The organism is Flavobacterium aquidurense, assembly GCF_002217195.1.
In the GTDB taxonomy this organism is placed as follows: domain Bacteria; phylum Bacteroidota; class Bacteroidia; order Flavobacteriales; family Flavobacteriaceae; genus Flavobacterium; species Flavobacterium frigidimaris.
Window position 1 is genome coordinate 25,951 of sequence record NZ_MUGR01000040.1, and the last position, 25,842, is coordinate 51,792.

Annotated in this window: 22 protein-coding genes; 13 read left to right on the top strand and 9 right to left on the bottom strand. The window is 34.9% G+C overall.

What is annotated here, in order from left to right; all coding sequences use genetic code 11:
* Window positions 1-49: 49 nt before the first annotated feature.
* Window positions 50-436, top strand: coding sequence for a Co2+/Mg2+ efflux protein ApaG (gene apaG / locus B0A67_RS19665; RefSeq protein WP_065452127.1), 387 nt, complete (start codon window positions 50-52; stop codon window positions 434-436).
* Window positions 437-590: 154 nt separating this feature from the next.
* Window positions 591-2,216, top strand: a complete 1,626-nt coding sequence (gene pruA, locus B0A67_RS19670; protein ID WP_072961133.1) for an L-glutamate gamma-semialdehyde dehydrogenase — start codon at window positions 591-593, stop codon at window positions 2,214-2,216.
* A 96-nt stretch (window positions 2,217-2,312) separates the two neighbouring features.
* Here pruA and B0A67_RS19675 read toward each other — a convergent pair whose 3' ends face one another.
* Entirely contained in the window at window positions 2,313-3,395 is a 1,083-nt protein-coding gene (locus B0A67_RS19675) for an NHL repeat-containing protein (RefSeq protein ID WP_072961135.1), read from the bottom strand.
* A 33-nt stretch (window positions 3,396-3,428) separates the two neighbouring features.
* Entirely contained in the window at window positions 3,429-5,822 is a 2,394-nt protein-coding gene (locus tag B0A67_RS19680) for a TonB-dependent receptor (RefSeq protein ID WP_072961136.1), read from the bottom strand.
* A 251-nt stretch (window positions 5,823-6,073) separates the two neighbouring features.
* Here B0A67_RS19680 and B0A67_RS19685 point away from each other — a divergent pair, with 251 nt between their 5' ends.
* Together B0A67_RS19685 and B0A67_RS19690 are read left to right on the top strand one after the other, a co-directional pair.
* Complete coding sequence (locus B0A67_RS19685) at window positions 6,074-7,129, top strand: sensor histidine kinase (protein WP_072961137.1); 1,056 nt, start codon at window positions 6,074-6,076, stop codon at window positions 7,127-7,129.
* Window positions 7,130-7,137: 8 nt separating this feature from the next.
* Window positions 7,138-7,842 carry a LytR/AlgR family response regulator transcription factor gene (locus tag B0A67_RS19690; RefSeq protein ID WP_072961138.1) on the top strand — a complete coding sequence of 235 codons (705 nt, stop codon included), beginning with the start codon at window positions 7,138-7,140 and terminating at the stop codon, window positions 7,840-7,842.
* A 48-nt stretch (window positions 7,843-7,890) separates the two neighbouring features.
* On the opposite strand, the gene B0A67_RS19695 is transcribed toward B0A67_RS19690, so the two are convergent.
* The 3 genes from B0A67_RS19695 to B0A67_RS19705 all read right to left on the bottom strand — a co-directional run bounded on the left by B0A67_RS19695 (window position 7,891) and on the right by B0A67_RS19705 (window position 11,549).
* Window positions 7,891-9,633: a CocE/NonD family hydrolase gene (locus B0A67_RS19695; protein WP_072961140.1), complete on the bottom strand. Its 1,743-nt coding sequence runs from the start codon at window positions 9,631-9,633 to the stop codon at window positions 7,891-7,893.
* Window positions 9,634-9,774: 141 nt separating this feature from the next.
* The gene (locus B0A67_RS19700; protein WP_072961142.1) at window positions 9,775-10,491 is read right to left on the bottom strand and encodes a LytR/AlgR family response regulator transcription factor; all 717 of its coding nucleotides are present in this window, start codon (window positions 10,489-10,491) and stop codon (window positions 9,775-9,777) included.
* The gene (locus B0A67_RS19705; protein ID WP_072961145.1) at window positions 10,488-11,549 is read right to left on the bottom strand and encodes a sensor histidine kinase; all 1,062 of its coding nucleotides are present in this window, start codon (window positions 11,547-11,549) and stop codon (window positions 10,488-10,490) included. Before B0A67_RS19705 ends, B0A67_RS19700 begins: the two co-directional genes overlap by 4 nt.
* Before the next feature lie 416 nt (window positions 11,550-11,965).
* Here B0A67_RS19705 and B0A67_RS19710 point away from each other — a divergent pair, with 416 nt between their 5' ends.
* Window positions 11,966-12,697: a hypothetical protein gene (locus B0A67_RS19710; RefSeq protein WP_072961147.1), complete on the top strand. Its 732-nt coding sequence runs from the start codon at window positions 11,966-11,968 to the stop codon at window positions 12,695-12,697.
* An 86-nt stretch (window positions 12,698-12,783) separates the two neighbouring features.
* On the opposite strand, the gene B0A67_RS19715 is transcribed toward B0A67_RS19710, so the two are convergent.
* Both B0A67_RS19715 and rsmG read right to left on the bottom strand, forming a co-directional pair.
* The gene (locus B0A67_RS19715; protein WP_072961149.1) at window positions 12,784-14,199 is read right to left on the bottom strand and encodes an alkaline phosphatase; all 1,416 of its coding nucleotides are present in this window, start codon (window positions 14,197-14,199) and stop codon (window positions 12,784-12,786) included.
* Window positions 14,200-14,367: 168 nt separating this feature from the next.
* The gene (rsmG, locus tag B0A67_RS19720) at window positions 14,368-14,997 is read right to left on the bottom strand and encodes a 16S rRNA (guanine(527)-N(7))-methyltransferase RsmG (protein WP_072961152.1); all 630 of its coding nucleotides are present in this window, start codon (window positions 14,995-14,997) and stop codon (window positions 14,368-14,370) included.
* A 107-nt stretch (window positions 14,998-15,104) separates the two neighbouring features.
* On the opposite strand from rsmG, the gene B0A67_RS19725 reads away from it, so the two are divergent.
* The 5 genes from B0A67_RS19725 to B0A67_RS19745 all read left to right on the top strand — a co-directional run bounded on the left by B0A67_RS19725 (window position 15,105) and on the right by B0A67_RS19745 (window position 21,121).
* Window positions 15,105-16,199: a fatty acid desaturase family protein gene (locus B0A67_RS19725; RefSeq protein WP_072961154.1), complete on the top strand. Its 1,095-nt coding sequence runs from the start codon at window positions 15,105-15,107 to the stop codon at window positions 16,197-16,199.
* A gap of 71 nt (window positions 16,200-16,270) precedes the next feature.
* On the top strand, window positions 16,271-17,461 hold the full coding sequence (locus B0A67_RS19730; protein ID WP_072961157.1) for a pyridoxal phosphate-dependent aminotransferase: 1,191 nt from the start codon (window positions 16,271-16,273) through the stop codon (window positions 17,459-17,461).
* Window positions 17,462-17,954: 493 nt separating this feature from the next.
* The gene (locus B0A67_RS19735) at window positions 17,955-18,413 is read left to right on the top strand and encodes a ferritin-like domain-containing protein (protein WP_072961160.1); all 459 of its coding nucleotides are present in this window, start codon (window positions 17,955-17,957) and stop codon (window positions 18,411-18,413) included.
* Window positions 18,414-18,538: 125 nt separating this feature from the next.
* Window positions 18,539-19,084 (top strand): dihydrofolate reductase family protein, encoded by a 546-nt coding sequence (locus tag B0A67_RS19740; RefSeq protein ID WP_072961163.1) that lies wholly within the window; start codon window positions 18,539-18,541, stop codon window positions 19,082-19,084.
* Window positions 19,085-19,246: 162 nt separating this feature from the next.
* Entirely contained in the window at window positions 19,247-21,121 is a 1,875-nt protein-coding gene (locus B0A67_RS19745; RefSeq protein WP_072961166.1) for a peptidase U32 family protein, read from the top strand.
* A 46-nt stretch (window positions 21,122-21,167) separates the two neighbouring features.
* Here the strand turns inward: B0A67_RS19745 and B0A67_RS19750 are convergent, their stop codons facing one another.
* Window positions 21,168-21,998, bottom strand: coding sequence for a hypothetical protein (locus tag B0A67_RS19750; RefSeq protein WP_072961169.1), 831 nt, complete (start codon window positions 21,996-21,998; stop codon window positions 21,168-21,170).
* Window positions 21,999-22,300: 302 nt separating this feature from the next.
* Between B0A67_RS19750 and purT the strand changes: the two genes are divergently transcribed.
* The 3 genes from purT to B0A67_RS19765 are packed head-to-tail and all read left to right on the top strand — an operon-like array spanning window position 22,301 to window position 24,371.
* On the top strand, window positions 22,301-23,476 hold the full coding sequence (gene purT / locus B0A67_RS19755) for a formate-dependent phosphoribosylglycinamide formyltransferase (RefSeq protein WP_262494749.1): 1,176 nt from the start codon (window positions 22,301-22,303) through the stop codon (window positions 23,474-23,476).
* 2 nt (window positions 23,477-23,478) lie between these two features.
* Window positions 23,479-23,796 carry a DUF6370 family protein gene (locus tag B0A67_RS19760; protein WP_072961172.1) on the top strand — a complete coding sequence of 106 codons (318 nt, stop codon included), beginning with the start codon at window positions 23,479-23,481 and terminating at the stop codon, window positions 23,794-23,796.
* Entirely contained in the window at window positions 23,796-24,371 is a 576-nt protein-coding gene (locus tag B0A67_RS19765) for a Crp/Fnr family transcriptional regulator (protein WP_072961175.1), read from the top strand. Before B0A67_RS19760 ends, B0A67_RS19765 begins: the two co-directional genes overlap by 1 nt.
* 169 nt (window positions 24,372-24,540) lie before the next feature.
* Here the strand turns inward: B0A67_RS19765 and aceA are convergent, their stop codons facing one another.
* Window positions 24,541-25,821, bottom strand: coding sequence for an isocitrate lyase (gene aceA, locus B0A67_RS19770; protein WP_072961177.1), 1,281 nt, complete (start codon window positions 25,819-25,821; stop codon window positions 24,541-24,543).
* Between the last annotated feature and the right edge of the window lie 21 nt (window positions 25,822-25,842).

Genomic DNA, 25,842 nt, shown 5'->3' on the forward strand with positions numbered 1-25,842 from the left:
TTTTTTTGTAGCTTTGCAATTATAACACACACATATATACTACTTTAGTATGGTTTCCCAGATAACAAGAGGCATAAAAATATCTGTTTTGACTAGTTTTGAAGGTACTTACTTCAAGAACTACAAGATTCACTTTGCTTTTAGTTATGTAGTTACAATCGAAAACCACAGCAAAGATTCAGTTCAGTTAACATCTCGTCACTGGGAGATATTCGATTCCTTAAACGATTTGGAGGTTGTAGACGGAGAAGGCGTTATTGGAAAAAAACCGGTTCTGAAACCTGGAGAAAATCATACTTATAGTTCAGGTTGTCTTTTATCGTCTCCTTATGGCGCAATGAAAGGGTACTTCAACATGATTAATTTTACCTCTACAAAAACTTTCAAAGTTATAGTTCCTACTTTTAGAATGTGTGCTCCTTTTGCCTTAAACTAAATACGGGTTTAAAAACTATATTTTTTATCGTTATCTTAATCATAAAATTATCAAATTATTAATTTATCCTTTGTACTTTTGTGCAACGTTAGATTATTCGTAACAATCAAATCATCTAACCCTTAAATTGTCTAATTATCTAATTTTAAATAAAATGCTAAAAGGATTCTTTCATGTACCAAAAGCGGTAAACGAGCCCGTAAAAAGCTACGCACCTAACTCACCAGAAAAAGCAGCTGTTCAGGCGGCTTATACCACATTGTGGAATTCTAAAATTGACGTTCCGTTATATATTGGAAGCGAAGAAATCAGAACTGGAAATACAAGAACAATGTCGGCTCCACACGATCACAAACACATCGTTGGAACTTATCACTTAGCTGAAAAACAACATATCGAAAAAGCAATTGCTAATGCTCTTGAATCAAGAACTGCATGGGCAAACATGGCATGGGAACAACGTGCTGCTATTTTCTTAAAAGCTGCTGAACTTATTGCAGGACCATACAGAGCACGTATTAACGCTGCTACAATGATTGGTCAGTCTAAAAATATACATCAGGCAGAAATTGATGCTTCCTGTGAATTGATTGACTTTTTACGTTACAACGTAGAATTCATGACTCAAATTTACGGAGATCAGCCAAAATCTGATTCTACAACCTGGAATCGTTTAGAATACAGACCTCTTGAGGGTTTTGTTTACGCGATTACTCCTTTTAACTTTACTGCTATCGCTGCAAATCTTCCTGCAAGTGCTGCAATGATGGGTAATGTTGTGATTTGGAAACCAAGTGACAGCCAGGTTTTTTCTGCAAAAATTATCATCGACGTTTTCAAAGAAGCGGGTGTTCCTGATGGGGTTATCAATGTTGTTTTTGGAGATGCTTTAATGATCACGGATACTATTTTGGCAAGCCGTGATTTTGCAGGAGTTCACTTTACAGGATCAACTCATGTATTTAAAGATATCTGGGCTAAAATTGGAGCGAACATCCATCACTATAAAACATACCCAAGAATCGTAGGAGAAACTGGTGGTAAAGATTTTATCATTGCTCACCCAAGCGCTAACGCAAAACAGGTGTCTACAGGAATTACTCGTGGTGCATTTGAATTTCAGGGTCAAAAATGTTCTGCAGCTTCAAGAGCGTATATCCCGCAAAGTTTATGGCCAGCTGTAAAAGAACAATTAATTGCTGATGCAAAATCTATGAAAATGGGTTCTCCGGAAGATTTCGGAAACTTTATTACAGCAGTTATTCACGAAGGTTCTTTTGATAAATTAGCAGGTTTTATCGATCAGGCTAAAAAAGATACTGATGCTGAAATTATCGTGGGAGGAAACTACGACAAATCTGTAGGTTACTTTATTGAGCCAACAATTATAGTAACTACAAATCCTAAATATACTACTATGGAAACCGAATTATTCGGACCGGTAATTACTATCTATGTATACGAAGATGCAAAATGGGAAGAGACTTTAGAATTAGTTGATACTACTTCTGAGTATGCTTTGACAGGAGCCGTATTTAGCCAGGATCGTTATGCTATTGAGGTAGCAACTACGAAATTGCAAAATGCTGCAGGTAACTTCTACATCAATGATAAACCAACAGGAGCTGTTGTAGGAATGCAGCCTTTTGGCGGAGCAAGAGCTTCAGGAACTAACGATAAAGCTGGTTCTGCACTGAACTTATTGCGTTGGGCTTCTCCTAGAACGATCAAGGAAACTTTTGTAACTCCGGAAGATTATAAATATCCTTTCTTAGGTTAATTTCTGATTTTAGAGTTAGATTTATAAAAAAGCCGCAAACTTCATTTTGAAATTTGCGGCTTTTATTTACCTATTGTTTTCTATGAATAGACTGCTTTATAATTGAAAACTTGAAATCGTATGAAAATCATCTATTTCTGTATTCTTCGCTCCTTTAAAAGTATCGTAATTAACCACAAGCAATTTGCCTTTATAAATGATGGTTTCACAAGGATTATCCAGTTGTCCGTCAGCACCGTCATTGTTCCCGTTTTCCCAAATTAAAGAAATCTTATTGGTATTTAAATTCAGTTGATGAACACTATTGTTCTCATAATTCGCTATAAAAATAGAATTTCTTTCCTTGTCATAAAAAAAGCCGTCGCAACATTTTAATTGATCAGAATCGAAAACGACTTTTTTCGATTTTATTTTACCTTCTTTTGTGAATTCAAATTTTGTAATCACACCATCACCAAAATTCCCTGCATACAAATCCCCTTTTTTGTCAAATGCGATACCATCAATACCAATTGTATTTTTCGTCACATCAGATTTTAAGGTAAACTCGCTCAGTAAATAATCTGCCTTTGTTTGCTTGTCGAGAATTATTTTTCCTTTATTTAAGTCTTTTAATGAAAAGCTGTAAATACCGCTTTTTCTCTTGTCTTCAAACAAAGCATCTGATATATAAACTCTGTTTTTTGACCATCTGACAGCTTCTCCAAAATTGAACCCTTCCACCAAAACTTCAGCATACTTAGGCTTTCCATTTTCGACAACGATCCGAATTAACCTTGAATAATCATCTTTGTATGCGAAATACTGATTATCCATTACATAAAGATTTCCATCAGGACCAAACTCCATTCCCATCGGATGCACTCGTTTGGTTATTGGATGAAGCGGTAATTGATCAAACCAGATTACCGGTTTGTCATTTTTATCGAAAGTTAAAATTTTAGCTCCATTTTTTTCAAACGAAGTAGGATTTAATACAGACAAATAAAGGTTTCCCTTTTTATCCAAAGCCATTCCGTCTGGTGTAGTGCAGGTCTCCCCTAAATCGGCAAACAAAGTTGGTTTAATTAATCTGGAAGTTTCATCGATTGTAATCTCTTGCTTTATTTTCTGCGAAAACATACTTAAAGAATAAACCGCCATTGCAATAGTCATTGCATTTTTAAAATTTGATTTCATATGATTCTGATTTTAAATTATTGTTGGTATTAATTAACTGCCTGTCCTGCTTCTCTCTTCTTCATTACCAGTTGTTCTTTGCTTTGGGGTACTCTTTTTATTTCCAATTTTATAAGATAAAGCAAGCTGAAAGGACTGATTATCATAGTAATTCTTACCTTCCTGGTAAACACCATTAACAACAGAACTTCTTTTTATTTTTTCAGTTTTAAAGATATCAGTGCCTCTTATCGAAATTTTCAAATCCTTATTCCATAAAAGATATTGGAACGCCAGCGAAAAAGAACTCATTTCTTTATTCGTATAAATTCCCTCTACACCAGGAAAACTGTACCAGTAACTTACATTAAAAAGTACTGTCTTACTGGTATTTAAATTAAAGTCATTATTGGTTGACAACCTGGAATTGAATCCGTTTTGCACTTTTTGTGCAACAGTTAAGCCGGACTTAGAAATAGCATAACTAAAATCGACCGCATTATTACTTGTCCACCATTTAAGTTTATCGAAAACGTAATTCTCCGAAATTCCATAACGTTGTGTGTCTATATAATTTTCACTTGTATGAAGAATTTCATTTGAAACAGGGTCAGCAATTGTAATTTCAGAAATTAAATTGTTCTCATAACTAAAATATAATTTACTCTCTATCTTTTTATAACTATAGATGAATTCAATATTATCAATAAATGCAGGTTGCAGAAACGGGTTTCCTTTAAAAGACTGAAAAGGGTTCCAAAAATGAGTATTAGGATTCAAATCTCTAAATTGAGGTCTTTCGATTCTTTTACTATAACTTAAGCTAAGAGTTGAATTATCATTGGCAGTATACGTCAAGTATGCTGTGGGGAAAAATTTAATATAATCCTTATCACTAGACTGGCTGAAACCTCCTGCGAAAATCTTTGTCTGCGTACTTTCTACTCTTAATCCAAATTGAGAATTCCAGCGGTCATTTATCTTTTTGCTTCCCGAAAAATAAACTGCTTGTATGTTCTCTAAATAGTCAAACTCACTTTGTCGTAACGGTAAATCTACAACCGGCAAATCTACTAAGCCGCTATTGAAAGCTGAAATATGATTCTTTGATTGTGAATTGGATACTTTACCACCAAAACTCAAAACTGCCCATTGCGTAGGATAATCAAAATCTAATTTTCCGGATAAGTTTGTTATACCCTGCACATTCCTGTTTATTCCTGCAAAATATTGCTGTGAATAAGGGGCTTCAACAACCGAAATACCATTATAAGTTCTATTATCTTCTGTTTGATAATTAAAATAATCCAGATTCAGAGTGATTTTTTTTCCTAAAGAATCAATTTTATACTCATTGTAAATATTTAATGAATTTATAGCGACTTTTAGTGCTGCTACTCCTCCATTCGACTTTAAATAGCTAGTCATCTCACCACTTGCATTGTCATAAACACCTGTAAAAGGAGTATCCGTAAATAACGGTTTAGAATTATTAAATAAAGTTTGACCTCCAATAGTCCATTTTGAAGTGACCTGATAATCAATACCAATATTGCCATATGTTCTGTCATTTATACTTTTATACGAGGAATTGGTATGCCATAACTCTGTCGGGGAATAAGTGTAATCATCCTGAATATTATATCTTTTACCCGACATATAATTTAAAGTTGATGTAATACTTAATTTATTTTTATTATAATTAAAATTCCCCATTAAAGCACCCTGACTGTAAAATCTTTGAAGATAAGTAGCTCCAACCAAGGCATTCCAGGAATCTTTTTTTGCCTTTTTTAATTTGATATTGACCAAACCACTTCTGCCCTCAGACTCATATTTCGCAGGCGGTGTCGTAATTACTTCTATACTTTTGATATTATCAGATGGAATTGATTTTAGATAATTAGCCAAATCTTCCTGAGAAAGTTGGATAATTTTATCATCGACCATAACCATTATAGTGCTTTTTCCTATCATAGTTATATTATCGTTCTGCACTTTTATTCCCGGAGTAACTCTAAGAGCTTCTAAAGCATCTCCTCCTGTGGCATTAATCGAATTTTCGACGTTAAAAACCAAACGGTCTACTTTTCTTTCAATCAGTTTCTTTTTCCCGCCAACTACAACCGACTCTAACTGAACACCGCTATCGATTGTTATAGTATCCAGGTCCAAAGCAGCTGTTATTGATAGGTTTTTAGAAAACAGAAGCTCGTTTCCCTGTCGAATTTCCAATATGTATTTTCCTTGTTTTGCGTTTAAAACAAAATCTCCTTTATCATTTGTAAGCTCATTCGTTTTATTTTGTGTGTCTTCTTCTATTAAGATAACTTCTGAAAAAACAACGGGTTCCTTTTTAGTAGTGACAACACTCCCCGAAATTCTAAACTGGGCAGACATTGATGCACAAGAGAGCATCAATAGGGCAATAATGTATTTTAATTTCATATCAAACTAAGATTTGTTTTTTAGGATGAATCATACTCCTTGTAGATTTTTGGACTAAAGTAATCCTGCAATCTCAATCTTAATCTGGCCGCAAATAAAAAGACCGCTTTTACATATGAAGAGTGCTTTTTCTAATAATAATGCATTCATGGGCCGAAATGGCGTTTTCATAAGCTAAAGACTATTATTTGACTCACGTAACCAGCCGGGCGTAGATATTTTACTAACTTGCCTCTTGATAAAAACACAATATGGATTTCATAAAAAACATAACCCCAAAAAGAATCTTAACCCATAGTATGTTTTGGCTTGTCTTTTTTATCATACATTTTGTGACAAAAAGTTTTGACTATAAAAAGTATGATGATCTGGTTTATATCTTTCTTGCCGAAACAATCATTCAGGCAATTGGAGCATATGTCTTGATTTATATTTTAATACCTAAGTTACTCATTCAAAAAAAATATGTTCTTTTTGTGATCCTATTTACGATTTGGCTGTATCTCGTTTTTGTGATGCTCATAACCTTCAAATATTTTTATCTGGAACCCAGATTCCCTGAGTATTATTTAGAATGGGATAAATGTCCTGACACATTAATTCAAAGATTAAGCAGTTTTAGATTGTTCTTTACAAAGGTTATTTGGTTGTTTTTCCCTGCTTCGGTTATCGGATTAATTCGTTTTTACAAAAATCAGCAACATCTTTCCAAAATAGAGGAGGAAAAAAAATCAATGGAACTCAAAACCTTAAAAAACCAGTTAAATCCTCATTTTCTATTTAATACTCTAAATAACTTATACGCTTTGACCTTAAAAAAAGACGATAAGGCGCCTGAAGTAATTGCGAAATTATCTGAAATTCTGGATTTTGTTTTATACCGCTGTAACGAAGATTATGTTTCTATCGAAAAAGAAATTACCTTAATCGAAAATTATATTGCACTAGAAAAACTCCGCTATAGCGAAGACAGACTAGACATTTCATTCGGTACAAATATTGAAGTCAGCAATAAAATATCTCCTTTAATCATATTGACTTTTATCGAAAATGCCTTTAAACACGGCGTAATCAATGAAACCGAAAAAGCGACAATACAGTTAAGTTTAGAAAGTAAACCGCAACAGATCATTTTTACTATTGAAAACACAAAACCACAAAATGGAACTGCAAAAAAAACAGATAAATCACAAATTGGGCTCGAGAATGTCCGAAAACAATTGAGCTTACTCTATCCCCAAAAACACTCTTTGGAAATTATAGAAGATCAAAAAAAATTCTTCATTAAATTGACACTAACTGTTTAATTTTTCACATGAAATACAAATGCATCATCATTGACGACGAACCTCTGGCGAGAGAATTAATTACCTCTCACCTGCTGAATTTTGAGAATTTCGAGCTAATCGATTCGTTTGAAAATGCCCTAAAAGCCTATACCTTTTTAGAAACCAATACCGTTGATTTAGTTTTTCTGGATATTGAAATGCCCTTACTAAAAGGAAACGATTTTCTGAAAAAACTAAAAAATCCACCAAAGGTAATTTTCACAACTGCTTATCGGGAATATGCCATTGAAGGATATGAACTTAATGTTATAGACTATCTTCTAAAACCCATAACTTTTGATCGCTTTTTTGTGGCTATCGAAAAATTCAAACAGTTCCAAAATCCAAAAGAAGGCACAAAAACAATTCCTGAAAATCATATTTTTGTAAGCAGTGGCAGCAAAAATATCAAAATTGTATTTGATGAAATTCTATTTGTCGAGAGCCTGAAAGATTACATAACGATTCACCTCGAAAATGGAAAATCGCATCACATCAAACAGAATATATCTGTTTTTGAAAAACAGTTAGATTCTGATTTTATTCGAATTCATCGTTCTTATATTATTCATACCAGAAAACTAACGGCCTATTCTAAAAACGAAGTCGAAATAAATGGCGTTGAGATCCCGATTGGAAATAGCTATAAAGAAAATTGGCTGAATCATTTGGACACTATTATTCTCAAATAAAAAAGCCGGATCTTTTCATAAGATCCGGATTTTGTTTAGGAAACTTTATTATTTCAAAATCGGGATTTTTACAAAACTGTTGTTGTACCATTTTACCTTTAAGGACTCTTTTGCATCTTTGATCGTTTCTTCGGCAACTACTTTTCCGGTTCCGTAATTAAGCTCTGAAAAAGGATTTTTATTGACATTTAAAACCACCAGCAAACGACTTCCTTTATTTAATTGTTTGCTTACCAAATGTGTATTCGAAAAAGGAATTGTTACTATTTTATTGGGTTTTAAAAGGTTTCTTTTCGTGATGTCTTTTGCATAACTGGCGCGCCCTAAGAAATAAGACAAATGAAAATATTCTCCGTTTGGCATTACTTCATATAAAGTAACTCCTATGTCCATATCATTTTTGTTGATACTCGCTTTTATCTCGCCTACGAATGATCCGTTAATCAAAATTGGCTCTTCAAGCGGATCACTTATAAAAACAAATCCGTTACTGGTATCAATTTCTTTTCTGATAATGGGATCAGGATAGTAATCGTTATTTTGAATTTGCCTGTCAGCAAAATCAACTTCCTGATACAGGTACTTTTTCTGTATTGGTTTCTTATCTGTTAATGCATAAAATTTCCCTGATTTTTTAGCCGTCAAATACATCTTGAGGAAACTATTGCTCATTTTATCAAGAGACGGAGCACTTCTCCATTCATTGGCCCCCATTACCTCATAGTTAATTTTGTCTTTGAGTAGCTCTGGTTTAGTTCCGTTTTTTAAAATATAATCAAACCACTGGTATGTTATATTTTTAATATTTATTAATGCCGTTGCATCAACCTTGTAGTCATACAGAACCGTTTCTCCGCCAACCTGTGCCCCAAAATGGCCATATGGGCCAATAATAACATACACCGGATTTTGCGGATTGTATTTCTGAAGTTCCCGAACATAATACAAACTTGAATTTTGAGAATCGTTGTAATATCCGTCAAAAGCCAATACAGGAATATTAATTTGTTCAAATTGTTTTCCGTAAGGTGCCATTTTCTGCCAGTATTCATCAAATGACGGATGCTTTATCCATCGTTGAAACAACCTGTTGGGGCTTCCGTCTATACTATCCATTTTTTTATAGGCAACTCCGGTTTCCCAACATTTAAACATCATTTTTCTAAATCGCGGTCTGTCATTTCCGGTCACAGTATCCAGAGACTTATTGTTGCCAACATAAAAAGACCATTCATAATTAGGGTTTACAAATACGTTATTTTCCATTGGCAAACCCATTCCCGGCCTGTTGGCAACGTAAGGAACAATAGTTTTAAGCGCCGGATGCATTTTTTTGCAGGCCGCCCATTGTGTAAATCCGTTGTAGCTGCCACCATACATTCCTACACTTCCGTTACACCACTCTTGTTTACTGATCCAATCAATAACATCATATGCATCGCTGCCATCATTTTCATAAGGAAATATTTCACCCGGACTAAATCGCTTACCCCGTGAATAGGCCATAACACCAACGTAACCATGATCTGCCGCTTCTTTTAAGGACTTGAGGTCTCTTCCTTTGTCCCTAACATAAATAGTATATTGAAGCAATACAGGTTCCGGGCCGGAAACTCCTTTTTTTCGCACCACGATTGTAGAGATAAATGCACCGTCCCGTGTTTCTATCATCACGCTGTCCTGAATAGCATAAGCACTTTTTAAATCTTCTGATGTAGTTATACTGGTCTCTTGTGAAAATGTATTTAATACTATGAAAATAAGAAATATAAAACTTAAAATTGGTTTCATTGAATGGTTTTTAAAGGTGGTTTTATTTAAAGCCTGGTCATTTTAACGGGAATTCATTCGATCTGAACAAAGCATATGGCCTCTCTACAACTAATAGAATTAGTTATAAGTATTAAGAATACTATTTAAATAGATGAATTATTAGATCCCGTTCCTGTTTTTGAACTTGACGGATTGGCGGTTTGATACTTCTAATAGTTCTCCGGTTTTTAGTTTTACTTCTAATCTGCCGCTATCTGTTGTATTGATTGCCTGAATGTATTTTATATTTATAATTTCTGTTCTGTTGATTCTGAAGAAAATCTTTTCATCCAGCATTTCTTCCCATTGTCGGAGTGAACGTCTTTGAAGCGCTTTTTTATCCTGAAAAAAAAGCCTGGTGTAATTCTCCAGTGATTCAATTAAATAAATTTCATCCAGCCGAATAAAGAATCGTTTTTCTCCATCTTTAATAAAAATTTTTCTGTCTTCTGCAGCAGCATTATCTGAGGATTTTGATCTTAAAGCAGCTCTTATTTTTTCGATTGCTTTTGCAAAACGTTCCTCTCTTATTGGCTTCATTAAATAATCTAAAGCATTTACTTCAAATGCCTGCACGGCATATTGATCGTAGGCTGTAACAAATAAAACTGCCGGAACATGATCTAAAGACTCCAATAAATCGAAACCCGATTTTTCAGGCATCTGAATATCGAGAAAAATTAGATCAGGCATTTCTGACTCTATTAAACCCTTTGCTTCGTCAGCATTTTCGGCCTCACCTATAAGAACAAAATCATCGTATAATTGTAATGTTCTCTTTAGTTCTTCCCGCGACAGACGTTCATCGTCTACTATAATAACTTTTATCTTTTTCATTTCGACGGAATTAAAATAGTTGCCAAAACAGTTTCGTCTTTCATTTCTTTAATTTCAAAAGAAGCCTTTCCGTTATAGTGCAGTAACAGCCTTTCTTTCAGATTTTTTAAACCTATACCGGCATCTTTAATTTCTTTGCTTAGCTTACCTGAGTTTTGAACACTAATTTTTATAAAATTATTTTCCTCCTCTACTTTTACACGAATAAAACCTCCGGTTTTTCTTCTCTCGATTCCGTGTTTTATCGCATTTTCAACCAGCGTCTGAATACTTAAAGGCAAAATCGAATATTGCGATGCAGCTGCATTAATCTCAATTTGTATTTGCAGACGTTCCTCAAATCGTATTTTCTCTAATTCCAGATAATCCCTGACAAGATCAATTTCATCATTCAGAGAGATTAATCGTCCAACATTACTGTTTAACGAATTTCTTAGTAACTCAGATAAAAGATCAATTGCTCTCCTGGCCGAAGACGGATTTTCTAACACTAGAAATTTTATATTATTCAGTGAGTTAAAAAAGAAATGCGGATTAAGCTGTGCGCTCAGGTTATTAAGTTGTGCCTCTTTTATCATCATCAACAATCGGGCGTTTTCCTTCACCGTTTCTATTTCAAGTCTTGAATAATGATAAAGATGATATGCCAATACCCAAATCGACATTAATCGGGTGCCTGTTATAAAAATCTGCAATTGTGTTGATTTGAAAAATGCTATAAATGAAATTGGATTACTTTTTAGAATAAACAAACGCACCAGATAAAGTTTACCAACAATCAAAAACATATACAGGAGGGAAAGCACCAAAATGCTTATTGCAATTTTCGGAACCAATATTTTTAAATTTAATTTATTCCATCCCCTTTTTAAAGCAAATTTTCTATAAATATTCGTCATTGTAATACCAATCGATACATCGAGTATTAAATCTACTACACCAAGTTTCCAGATAAAATTTCCAGCCAAGAAAGCCGAAAATCCCCAATATAAAGAAGTGGTAATCCATCCGATAAGCTGAATTTTCCAATAGGTCGATATTCTTGTAGCTATTTTCAATAAATATAAAGTATTAGTGCTTGAGTAAAGGTATTCCTCTAATAAAGAATGAGCAAATAAAAGTACAGGAACGCAAAATAACAGAGATCGAATGAAGTTTATTCGCGAATTGCTTTTTTTCAATTAAAAATAAATCACTCAAAAACAATCTTTTACACATTCAACCCTAAAAACAGAGCCTTCTTTGATATGACATCTGATTTTTGCAAAACCACACTTTTGTAATACTTTTCTCGCTGTGTTGATTATCAACACTATAGGTATTTAAAAAATCCTATTCTGTTACTTTAAAAACTTATTGTACCCTTATAAAATTTCGTGTCCTCTTAAATTTACATCCTGATTAATTGTATAAAAGAATACATAATACTGAATTAAGAAACAAAACCCTAAATCACCTATTTAAAGAAAAGAACATGAAAAATTTACAAAACACACCTGCAATAATCGTAGAAGCTAAAAGTATTGGACATCCGATAAATTTTAAATGGAATAAAAAAAAGACAGAACATTTTTTAGATCCGGCTGAAGGAAATGATGAGATTGAAAATGCTTTAATACATATTAATCATAAAGCTTCAATAGGCCTGACAGCTGCCTTACTGGAATGGGTATATTGGCGTTACACGGGATACAGCAAAATGCACAATGACGTACAAAAACGAATCGAAGCACTTTGGTGTTCGATTGAGAATATAGAAAACACAAAACCGCTGCTTTTTGATACCAATTTTGACATACCTGCATCTGGTAATATAGACGGACCTTTATGGATCACACTTATGAATGTAAGAATGGCTGATGTTATGTATAGAAAAGGTTCTTATTTTCTTCAAAGTGAACTTATCGGGCTGATATTATTGACACGCCATATCACACCCCGAAAAAAAGTTTTTGATAAATGGTTTAATAGAACAATAACAGCCTTAAAACGAGAGTATCCATGTCAATACACTAATGATAGCTTAGACGAAACAGATGAAGCAGTTTACGACTCATCAAATGAGCCTGTAATTTGCCGTGATTTTTTCTTTGATGCGGAATTCGAATGCACGAAAGAAGCCTCAGAAAAAGCCCTTGCCGATTTTGTCGAAAATATAGATTCTAAGTCTAATCCGTTTTTGGATATATCCCGAAAAGCATCGTAATTATAGTTTACTTAAAAAAAATCACCCCACAAACTTCAGCTATTTTTGAAATTTGTGGGGTTTGTTATGTGACAAAAAGAGAATAATTAAAATTTATTTTCTACTTCTGCGGCTTGCAGCATCAGATAATGCAAGTCAGTATTTTTTACAAAAGGTTTCAAAAGTTCACTTCCGGGACCAAACATGGCCAACTCAACATAATCTGCAGAATGATCCATACTGATCCAGCCTACAGAATTTATTTTTCCCTGCATTTCAGCGAAAGCTTTATAAGGTAATTTTTTATAGTTGTATAGTCCGTCTTCCTTGTGCAATCCGTCATAATAACTCAGTACCATTTTTGCATCTTCATCGGAAACTGAATGTCCATTTGCCTTTTCTATGATTTCCTTTACTTGCGAAACAGAAGATTCAGGTTTTATCTGATTCAAAATCCACTCATTGGTCTGCGTATATTTCTGGATGCTATCAAAATTGTCATTGGCATTTTTACCATAAATAATCCCCGGATTGGCATTTCCGTGATCTGTAGTAATAATGACCAGTGTTTCTTTGTCTTTTTCTGCAAAATCTATTGCAATTTTTACCGCTTCATCAAATTCAATCTGATCATTGATCAAACCTGCAATATCATTTCCGTGTGCAGCCCAGTCGACTTTACCACTTTCTATTTGCAAGACAAACCCATTTTTATGATTCTTCATTCGGTCAATGGCTTTCTGTGCCATTTCTGCCAAACTCGGAATTGTTTTCTTCAGGTTCTCATCACTATTTCTGTCTACATAATACGGAACAGCATCATCTGCAAACACACCCAAAATAGGCTTAGAGTCAGAAGCGGCATCCATATCAGATCGCGTTTTTACAACCTGATATCCTTTTGCTTTAAAAGCAGCAAACATATCTTTTTTGTCTTTTCTGGATTCAGGACTAAAATAGTTTGAACCTCCGCCCATCATCACATCAAAACCAAGATCTAAATATTGTTCAGCAATATCATCCTGCGCATTTCTGCTTTTACTGTTTACGCAAAAACCGGCCGGAGTTGCATGCGTAATAGGAACGGTCGTAACACAGCCCGCCATTTTTCCTGATTTTTTGAACTTTTGCCAAATAGGCAAATGAGGTTCACCTTGCGGACTCACATTCAAAGCACCATTATTGACACGAAATCCCCCACCCCAAGAAGAACTTGCTGCCGAAGAATCCGTAACAATAGAACTGGCAGAAGCTGTATCCATTAAAGCTCTTGAAACTCTGTTGTCTTTGTATAGTTGTATCCAATTAGAACCTCTTCCTGTTTTTCTGTTCAGGAACAAATCAGTCATATTTAGAGTTCCGGTACTCATTCCGTCACTCACTAACAGAATAATATTTTTGGCTTTCTTATTTTTATTTACACTTTCTAAATCTAAAATATTTGCAGCACTCTGAAACGGATTCATAACTGCGGCTCCAATTGTAAACAAAGAGCCATTTCTAAAGAACTTCCTTCTATCCATTATTACTTTTTATTAGTATTTTCAAAGATAAAGAAATACAGCCAACCACAAAATTATCATTATGTTATGATAATTCACCCGGATCAGAGGGCACTAAAAAAGCAAAAACCCAACAATAATTCACAAAGTAATTATTGTCAGGTCGTTTATTTATTAGCAGTCGGTAAATTAAACCACAAACTTCAGAGGCAAATGCACTACTTTTTTAGTTTCAAAAAATTCGTCTTCAAAAATCGTAGACAAATCATATAAAGTTGCTTTTGGAAAATCTTTTAATTCTTCGGCCAAATCTCCACCTTTTAGGTATAAAATTCCATTTTTCAATGTATGCTTGTGTTGCTTTTTGATTTTATTGCTAATCCAGGAAACAAAATCAGGCATATTCGTCACAGCACGGCTCACGATAAAATCGAAATCACCTTTTACCAATTCAGCACGTTTTTGTTCCGCTTTTACATTCTTTAATTCTAATGCATCTACAACACCCTGAACCACTTTTATTTTTTTTGCAATAACATCAATCAGGTAAAAACGTGTTTCCGGAAAAAGAATTGCCAAAGGAATTCCGGGAAATCCGCCACCGGTTCCAACATCCAGAACAGTCGCTCCGGGCTCAAACTTCATGATTTTTGCAATTCCAAGCGAATGCAAAATGTGTTTTGTATATAACGCATCAATGTCCTTACGGGAAATCACATTGATTTTTTCATTCCAATCGTGGTATAAAAAGTCTAATTTTTGAAATTGTTCGATCTGAATGTCAGTCAAATCAGGAAAATATTTCAATATCTCATCCATTGCTCTAATTTTTTAACAAAAGTACTACTTTAGAGTTGAAATATTTAACTCAATTTTGCAAATTGAAAATTTATAATAATTACCTTTGAAAACTATTTAAATTAATTATGAATAACACTGCGCCTACTTTTGCTAAGCAAGATAATCTGAAGTTCTTCAGAACTCTTAACTCTCGAGTAAACAATTACTTCAAAGAGAACAACATTCAGAAAACTGGAAACTGGAAGCTGCATTTAAAAGCCGTTATTCTTTTCGCCGTTTTCCTTACACCTTACTTTTTGATACTAACTCTTGAAATGCCATTTTGGGCACAATTGTTACTCAACATTCTTATGGGAGTTGGAATGGCCGGAATTGGAATGAACGTGATGCACGACGGAAACCACGGATCTTATTCTTCTAAATCATGGATTAATAAAATCATGGGCGGAAGTATTTATGTTTTAGCCGGAAACGTACACAACTGGCAAGTACAGCACAATGTACTTCACCATACCTATACTAATATTCACGGTCACGATGAAGATCTAGATGCCGGAAGAATTATTCGTTTTACACAAAATGCGGAATGGCATCGTTTTCATAAATTTCAACATTATTATTCTTTCTTTTTATATGGATTGTTGACTTTCAATTGGGCTTTGACAACTGATTTTAAGCAAATGAAAAATTACCTGAAAAGAAAATTATCTTACGGAGCGCCTCAAAGTCCAACTAAACTTTGGACGGTTTTGGTCATCACAAAAATAATCTACGTTTTAATCTGGATGGCTTTGCCAATGATTTTAGGCGTTGCATGGTGGAAAGTTGTTATTGGCTTTTTTGTAATGCACTACACAGCGGGATTAATCCTGAGTATTGTTTTTCAATTGGCACACGTAGTGGAGGAAACTTCAAATCCGGTTCCTAATGAAGAAGGAGAAATGGAAAATACCTGGGCGATTCACCAATTATACACAACCGCTAATTTTGCTCCAAAAAATAAAGTAGTCAACTGGTTTACCGGAGGATTAAATCACCAGATCGAGCACCATATTTTTCCAAATATCAGTCATATTCACTACGGAAAAATTGCCGAAATTGTAAAACAGACCGCAATCGAATGCAACTTGCCTTATCATGAATTCAGAACTATGAGAGGAGCCATTATTGCACATTACAAGCATTTGAAAGATCTTGGAATGAAACCAGAACTAGCATAACAGAAAAAAATCTATTAATAATTAACCTTCCTTAATTGAAGTTGAAATTAAGGACATTCAAAATTTTTATAATGAATCACATTCTTTCAGACAGAATCAACAACTTAGCGACATCACAAACCTTGGCAATGGCTGCTTTAGCACGTGAATTAAAAGCACAGGGAAAAGACATCATCAGTTTAAGTTTAGGTGAACCAGATTTTAATACACCGGACTTTATTAAAGAAGCTGTTAAAAAAGCAGTAGACGAGAATTACAGCACTTATTCTCCGGTAGAAGGTTATTTAGAATTGAGAGAAGCAATTTGTAAAAAATTCAAAAGAGACAATAATTTAGAATACAAACCATCACAAATTGTAGTTTCTACAGGAGCAAAACAATCTTTATACAACATTGCACAAGTAATGTTAAATGATGGTGACGAGGTTATTTTACCTGCCCCTTACTGGGTTTCTTATTTCGAAATCGTTAAACTTTCAGGTGGAGTTCCAGTTGAAGTTCCAACATCTGTAGATACTGATTTCAAAATTACACCGGAACAATTAGAAGCTGCCATCACACCAAAAACAAAAATGATGTGGTTCAGTTCTCCTTGTAACCCATCAGGATCTGTTTACAGTAGAGAAGAGCTTACAGCTCTTGCAAAAGTGTTAGAAAAACATCCAAATATATATGTAGTTGCTGACGAGATCTACGAGCACATCAATTTCTCAGGAACTTTTTGCAGCATCGGTTCAATCCCGGGAATGCTAGAAAAAACAATCACTGTAAACGGAGTTGCAAAAGCATTTGCTATGACAGGATACAGAATTGGATACATTGGAGCTCCGGAATTTATCGCAAAAGCGTGTACAAAAATTCAGGGACAAGTAACTTCAGGAGCAAATTCTGTAGCGCAACGTGCTACAATTACTGCTGTAGAAGCTGACCCAAGCGTATTAAACCACATGGTTCAGGCTTTCCATAGCCGTAGAGACTTAGTAGTTGGATTATTAAAAGAGATTCCAGGTGTAAAAATCAACGTTCCTGAAGGAGCATTTTATGTTTTCCCGGACGTTTCTTCTTTTTTCGGAAAAACACTGAAAGGAACTGAAATCAAAGATGCAAATGACTTGTCAATGTACCTTTTAGGCGAAGCAAACGTAGCAACTGTAACGGGAGACGCTTTCGGAAATCCAAATTGTATCCGTTTCTCTTACGCAACAAGCGACGATATCCTAAAAGAAGCTTTACGCAGAATCAAAGAAGCTTTGACAGTATAACATAAACAATTTTTATTAAAACGGCTTAAGGTTTAAAGTTTCATCACTTTATACTTTGAGCTGTTTTTTTTATGCGGTTATTTATGGGATTTCCGCCACGGCGGACAGGCTATTCGCTCCAAGTCCTCGCACTTCCTTTGTCAGGCTGTGGGCTACCCGCTATCCCTCACGCAAAAAAGCAAACGAGAGGTTTATCATTTCAAAAAAAATCAAAATAAAAAAGCATTCAATTTCAATTCGCTTGATATGTAGAAAAAAGAACTTTCAAGATTCCCATTCTAACAATTTGTGTAATTTGTGGTTTAAAAAAACTTGCCTCAAAAATTTTCCTTCCAATAAATTTATATAATTCGTGCAATTCGTGGCGAAAAGAAAGAAACTTTCAAAATTCCCATTCCACAATTTTATAAAACACCCGTTGTAATTCTATAAGACATAAAGTTTTATAAAATCTCAACTTTGTATTATACTTTAATTATAAAAATTATTTATTATGATACATACAGATGAAACCACAGAAAAAGCAGTAAGCACATTAAACGGATTAATCTCAATTTTGGAAGATGGAAAATTAGGATATACAAATGCTGCTGAGCACGTAAGCAGCCCGGCTATTAAAACTGACTTTTTAGATTATGCCCGTGAGCGCGCACTTTTTATTGTAGAAATACAAGACCAAATCAATAAACTCGGTAAATCAACCGATACTGCAGGCGGAGGTCCGTTAGGAGCAATACACCGTGCCTGGATCGATATCAAATCCTCTTTTACAAGTGGCGATACTGAAGCCATCATTAATGCTTGTATTTCAGGAGAAGAAGCTGCTATTGAAAAATATAAAATGGCTTTAGAACACAACCACCTTGACAGTAACCAGATTGCAGTTGTTTCAAAACAATTGAACAGTATCGAAAATACGCTGGCTAAAATTAAAGCAAAAAAATTGTCATAATATTTGGCACTATATTTTTGAGAAGGAAAACTACTTGGTTAATAAACTAAGTAGTTTTTTGTTTTTAGTAAATCTCAAATTCTATATTTTTATCTCCAATACATAAAACAAAAATTTATCAAAAAATGAAAAAAGTAATTTTAGATCTGGCAGTAACATTAGACGGTTTTATTGAAGGCGTTAACGGAGAAACTGATTGGTGCATTATGGATGATGATATGGATTTTGATGGTTTCATATCCAGTATAGATACTATTTTTTACGGCAGAGTCAGTTATGATATGTGGGGAAATTATCAACCGGACGAAACTGCAAGTCCAGATGAAAAATCACTTTGGAAAAATGTACACTCAAAGAAAAAATACGTTTTTTCAAAGCAAAACAAAAAAGATGACAATGCCATTTTTATAAGTTCTGACATTGCTGCGAAGATACATGAAATCAAAAAACAGCCCGGAAAAGATATTTGGTTATATGGCGGAGCGAGCCTCATCAAAACATTTATTCAACTAAACCTTATTGATACCTATCGAATATCAGTTCATCCAATTGCTTTAGGAAATGGCAAACCACTATTTGAAAATTTAAAAGAACGAATAGATTTAAGGTTACTTAAAACAAATATTTTCAAATCAGGAGTTGTACAGCTTATTTATGAACCTGCAAAATAAATTCAAAACCTTAGACAGCATCATTCTATATAAGTTAACTATTTCAAAAAAAGTCACTTCAGCATTAGCAAACTCGAATTATTTATAAGAACTTTGCAAACTTTTTTGGGCGAGAACTCAAAAGCATAAAGTTTTAGAAATAAATAATTTATCATCAAGTCGATGAAGAAAAAGATCGAAATATTAGCTCCAGCTAAAGATTTAATTGGAGGAATGGCTGCCATAAATAGTGGTGCCGATGCTGTTTATATTGGTGCTCCACAATTTGGTGCGCGTTCTAATGCCAACAATTCAATCGAAGATGTCGCAGCATTGGTACAATATGCACATTTATTTAATGCTCAGGTTTTTGTGGTAATGAATACCATTTTGTACGACAATGAACTGGAAACGTGCCGTAAAATGATCTGGGAATTATACGACATTGGTGTTGATGCCCTGATTATTCAGGATATGGCAATCATGGAAATGGACTTACCTCCTATCGTACTTCACGCCAGTACACAAGCCAACAATCGCGACGCAGATAAAATTAAATTCCTGAAAGATGCCGGAATCAAACGTGTGGTTTTGGCACGCGAATTGAACCTGCATCAAATTAAAACGATTTATGACGAGGCGGATGTTGAATTAGAATTTTTCGTGACCGGAGCTTTGTGTGTTTCTTTCAGCGGAAACTGTTACATGAGTGTAGCCAACGGAGAACGCAGCGCCAATCGTGGTTCCTGTGCTCAAAACTGTCGTTTGCCTTATAACTTAATCGACGGAAACGGAGAAACCTTAATCAAAAACAGTCACTTACTTTCTATCAAAGATTTAGATATTTCAGATCAGATCCCAAATCTTATCGAAGCCGGAATTGTTTCTTTTAAAATCGAAGGAAGATTAAAAGATGTAGTTTACGTTAAAAACAACGTATCTTTTTTACGTCAAAAACTAGACAGTTATTTAGAAGGAGCCGGAAGCGAAAAATACATGAAAGCTTCATCTGGAACTTGTACTTATACTTTCGATTCTTCTTTAAACAGAACTTTCAACCGTGGTTATACCGATTATTTTGTAAACGATAGAAATCACAGTATTGGTTCCTGGGAAAGTCCTAAATCAAAAGGACAATATATTGGTAAACTTATCCGAACTGTTGGAAATGCATACGAAATCGAAAACGGTGAATTACTAAACAACGGCGACGGACTTTGTTTCATCAATGAAAACAACGAAGCCGACGGAATCTACGTCAACAAAGCCGAAAACGGTAAAATATATCCAAACGTTCTAAAAGAAGTAAAAGACGGAACTTTTATTTACAGAAACAATGACGCTGCTTTTATCAAAATTGTAGAAAAAGAACATAGTGCTGTTCGAAAAATCAGCACCACTTTATTGCTTACAGAAACCGAAATTGGTTTTGAATTAATCGTAACCGACGAGGACGGAAATGTAAGCATTGTTACTTTAGAGCATTCAAAAGAAACAACTAAAAATAACGAATCGATTGAAGAAAACATCAAAACACAATTAGCAAAAACAGGTTTTACCCCTTACAATGCTGATGAGATAAATGTGATGTTTACCCAAAACTGGTTCCTTCCTATTTCAAAAATCAATGAAATGAGGAGAACTGTTTACGATCAATTAACTGAAATTCGTTTAAAAAATTACAAACGCGAAGAACACCAATTGGTAAAAACATCGCATCCTTATCCTGAAACGAAACTAGATTTCATGTACAACGTTTCGAACAAGACGGCACGTAAATTCTACGAGCGTCATGGCGTAACCGAAATCGAAAAAGCTTTCGAATTGCAATGGGATCCGGGTAAATCACGCGTGATGACCACTAAATATTGCATCAAATACGAATTAAAAAAATGCCCGATACACCAAAAAGACATCATGGGTGTCAAAGTAAAAGAACCTTTGGTTTTAAAACAAGGTGAGCTCGAATACAAACTAAAATTCAACTGCAAACCTTGCGAAATGGAAATCTGGGAAAAAGATGCTGAATTCGAAATCGAAGAAGATCAGTTTCATTAAAAATACAAAAGCGATACTTTTTTAAGGAAAGTATCGCTTTTTTTATTTATTTTTTCTTTGAACTTTTGTTTTTTACTGCAGCTTTAGGTTTTGCAGCGGTTTTGGGTTTCGTATCTTTTTGTCCCGCCTTTTGTTCTATTTTTTTTCTTTGCTTTTCCTCCTGTTCTAGTCTTTCTCTTTCTTTTTGTCTTTCCCTTTCGTTATAAAAGTTCACAACCAATTCGATGTCATCATATTTATATTCTTTATCCTCTATTTTTTTAGCGATATCAGGGCTGTCACTAAAATAATAAACGCCAAAATTTCTAAAAAAAACATTAAACCCGGCAGATAAACCATTTGAACTCACAGAGACCAATGTAGGATAATCTTCATTACTTCTTTTCAGATAATGATTCACTTCTTTACTCACCACTTGCATCTTGGCTTCTTTTATCTTTTCATTTGTCTCTTCATCTTTTACCTTAACATTTTTTATTCCGTATTCCAGACCGCCTAAATACAAAGACAATTTTCCACTAATCGTTTTACATAGCCAGTTTTCCTTAATAACCTTAAAATCTGCACCTTTCTTCTTGTATACTTTCGTTTTCGTCCATAAAAAAGTATACGACAACTTTTTTTCTGCGTCAAAAATCTGAATTGAATCGATCTCGCTGGCAGCATATTTTTCATTCTTCTCTCCTACTTTAATTTTCACTTTTTTGTCAGCAAAATCCGGGAAATGAAGTATACCGCTAACTGTTTGTTTATCTTTTTTAAAAATTAAAGCATCTGCTTTCTGCTGGCCTAATCCAAATCTGTATATAACGATCTGAGAATTTGCTACTGATGTAATGAACAAGACACTCATCACTAAAAAAAATTTTAATTTCATTCTTTTGGGGTTTTATTTGTAAGCCAGCAAATATATAAATATAGAATGGCTTTAAAAGAAGTTTTGAATAAGTCAACTCTGAAGTTATGCTTTAATTATTAACAAAAATTTCCCTCACAAAAAACCGCTGTCTTGAATTGCCTCCAGCTAAAGTTCGAGACAATTCAAGATAAATCTGCACAATCTGCGTGAGACACTTTGTACCTTTTTTTGAACTTAAAACAAAAGCTTTGCATTCTTCGCGTAAATCTTTGCATTCTTTGCGGTTAAAACCATTTTTCTGTACTTTTACTACTCAAACAATACAACACTCCAAAATGAAAATACTACTCCTGGGTTCTGGCGAATTAGGCAAAGAATTTGTCATAGCTGCACAAAGAATCGGACAAACCATAATTGCTGTTGATAGTTACGAAGATGCCCCGGCCATGCAAGTCGCACACGGATTTGAAGTCATCAATATGCTCGACGGTGAAGCGCTTGACCGAATTGTAGCCAAACACCAACCCGATTTTATAGTTCCTGAAATAGAAGCCATTCGTACCGAACGTTTTTACGATTACGAAAAACAAGGCATTACGGTAGTTCCTTCGGCGAAAGCAGCCAACTTTACCATGAATCGTAAAGCCATTCGTGATTTAGCTTCAAAAGAATTAGGATTAAAAACAGCGAAATACCAATACGCAACTTCTGCCGAAGAATTGAAAAAAGCCGTTCAGGAAGTTGGAATTCCATGCGTGGTAAAACCATTAATGTCATCTTCGGGAAAAGGACAATCGACTATAAAAACCGAAAGTGATATCGAAAAAGCATGGCAATATGCCGTTGCAGGTTCGCGTGGCGATGTTATCGAAGTGATTGTAGAAGCATTTGTTGATTTTCATTCAGAAATTACACTTCTGACGATTGCACAAAATAATAATCCAACTCTATTTTGTGCACCAATTGGACACCGACAAGAACGCGGCGATTATCAGGAAAGCTGGCAACCCGCTTTAGTTTCAGAAAAAGATTTATACGAAGCACAGGATATGGCCGAAAAAATCACCGAAGCCCTTGGCGGAGCAGGACTTTTTGGTGTTGAATTCTTTTTAACGAATGACGGCGTTTATTTCTCTGAACTTTCTCCTCGCCCACACGATACCGGAATGGTAACTTTAGCCGGAACGCAAAATTTTAACGAATTCGAATTGCATTTACGTGCGATTTTAAGCCTTCCTATTTTCGAAATCACACTTGAAAAAGCCGGAGCAAGTGCCGTAATTTTAGCGTCTGAAGATTCAACAAATCCTACTTTTAGCGGAATCGAAAAAGTAGCCGCTTTACCCAAAACCGATTTTAGAATTTTTGGAAAACCAACTTCAAGACCCTATCGCCGAATGGGAGTTGTATTAAGCTATGATTCATTGGCAACTCCAATCGAAGAACTTGTCGAACGCGCTAAAGCAACTTCTAAATTAATAACCGTAAACTCTTAAAAATGAAAAAAGCACTCTTTATAGTATTCCTATTTGTTGGAATCGCAACTCAGGCTCAGGATAAAAAAACAACCGAAAAACCTCAAATTATAGAAACAGCTTGTGGCGAATGTCAATTTGGAATGAAAGGAAAAAGCTGTGATTTAGCCGTTCGCATTGACGGAAAACCTTATTTTGTTGACGGAACAACTATTGACGAACATGGCGATGCACATGCCGAAGATGGTTTCTGTAATAAAATCCGCAAAGCTACTGTTACCGGAAAAGTAGAAAATGGTCGTTTTAAGGCGACTTCATTCACTTTGATAAAAGAAAAATAATGGAGCTGATCCTTGAAAATATCGCCAAACACGTTTCGCTGACCCCAGAAGAACAAGCTCATTTTTTATCTAAAACGGAAACACATACTTACAAAGCCAAAACTATTTTATTAAGCGCGGGAGAAGTGTGCAAACATTCCTATTTTGTAAATTCCGGAATTTTAAGAAGCTTCAATATCAACGATAATATTGTCGAACATGTCCTTTCATTTGCCTGCGCAGGTTGGTGGATGAGTGATATGTACAGTTATTTTTCGCAAAAACCGGGACAGCTTTTTATTGAAGTTTTAGAAGATGCAGAATTAGTTTCCTTGTCCAAAGAAAATCAGGAACAATTGTTTCACGACATTCCAAAATTAGAGCGCTTTTTCAGAATTCTAATCGAAAATTCATTGGTCGCCAATCAACAGCGTTTAATGGATAATCTAAGTTTACCTGCCGAAGAACGATTTGAAAAATTTTGCGCAAAATACGGAACATTAGTTCACAAAGTTCCTCAAAAGCAAATTGCTTCTTTCATTGGCGTAACACCTGAATTTTTCAGTAAAATGAAAGCAAGGCTTTTGAAAAAATAGTTTTTATAGCCACAGATTAAAATGATTTTTTGTTCGCCACAAATTTCACAAATTTTCACTAATTAAAATTCGCATGAATTCACGAAATTCATGGCAACATTCTTTTAATCTTTTTAATCTGTGGCAAAAAAAACAAAAACACGGCTAAACAGCCGTGTTTTTTATTGAACTAAAATTGCTCAACCTCCGTTGAATGTTTCATTGCGGTTGTGGTTGATTTTCCTATTGTTACGGTATTTTGAACGGCATCAAAATAAGAAGTCCCCACAAAAGCCTGATGTTTTACCGCTCGGAATCCGTTTTTCTGAAGAGCAAATTCTCTTTCCTGCAATTCAGAATATCCTGCCATTCCGCGCTCTTTATAAGCTTTAGACAATTCGAACATACTCGTATTCAAAGCATGGAAACCTGCCAAAGTAATAAATTGGAATTTATAGCCCATTGCAGCCAAATCTTCCCTGAACGTTTCCATTTCTGCAACTGATAATTTTGCAGCCCAATTGAAAGATGGTGAACAATTGTACGCCAGCATTTTATCCGGGAATTCTTTTTTCATGGCATCAGCAAACTTTTTGGCATAAACCAAATCCGGATTACTGGTTTCCATCCAAATCAAATCAGCATAAGGTGCATAACTCAAACCTCTTGCAATTCCCTGATCGATTCCGCTGTTTACATAGAAGAAACCTTCGTTGGTTTTTTCGCCCGTAATAAATTTTGCATCTCTTGGATCAGCGTCACTCGTTAATAAATTAGCAGCATCAGCATCTGTTCTTGCTACGATAAGAGTAGAAACTCCCATAACATCTGAAGCCAGACGCGCTGCAATCAGTTTATTAATCGCTTCTTGTGTTGGTACCAAAACTTTACCACCCAAATGCCCGCATTTTTTAGCTGAACTCAATTGATCTTCAAAATGAACTCCTGAAGCTCCGGCTTCAATCATAGACTTCATTAGTTCGAAAGCATTAAGGTTTCCCCCAAAACCAGCTTCAGCGTCAGCCACAATCGGAACCAGGTAATCTTTTTTATCTTCAACTCCATTAACGGTCTGAATCTGATCAGCACGTAACAAAGCATTGTTTATTTTTTTTACTACCATCGGTACACTATTTACCGGATACAGTGATTGGTCCGGATACATTTCTCCCGCCAGATTTGCATCTGCCGCCACTTGCCAGCCACTCAAATAAATCGCCTCCAGACCAGCATCGACTTCCTGAATCGCCTGATTTCCGGTTAAAGCGCCCAAACCAGCAACATAATCCTGACTTTTTAACTTTCTCCACAATTTTTGCGCTCCCATTTTGGCAATAGAATGCTCAATTTGATACGACCCCTGAAGCGTAACTACTTCTGTAGCGGTATAAGGACGCTCAACACCTTTCCATCTTGGGTTCGTAATCCAATCGTTAATCAATTCCTGAATTCTGTCTTCTGTTGTTTTCATAAATAGTATAGTTAAAGTGGT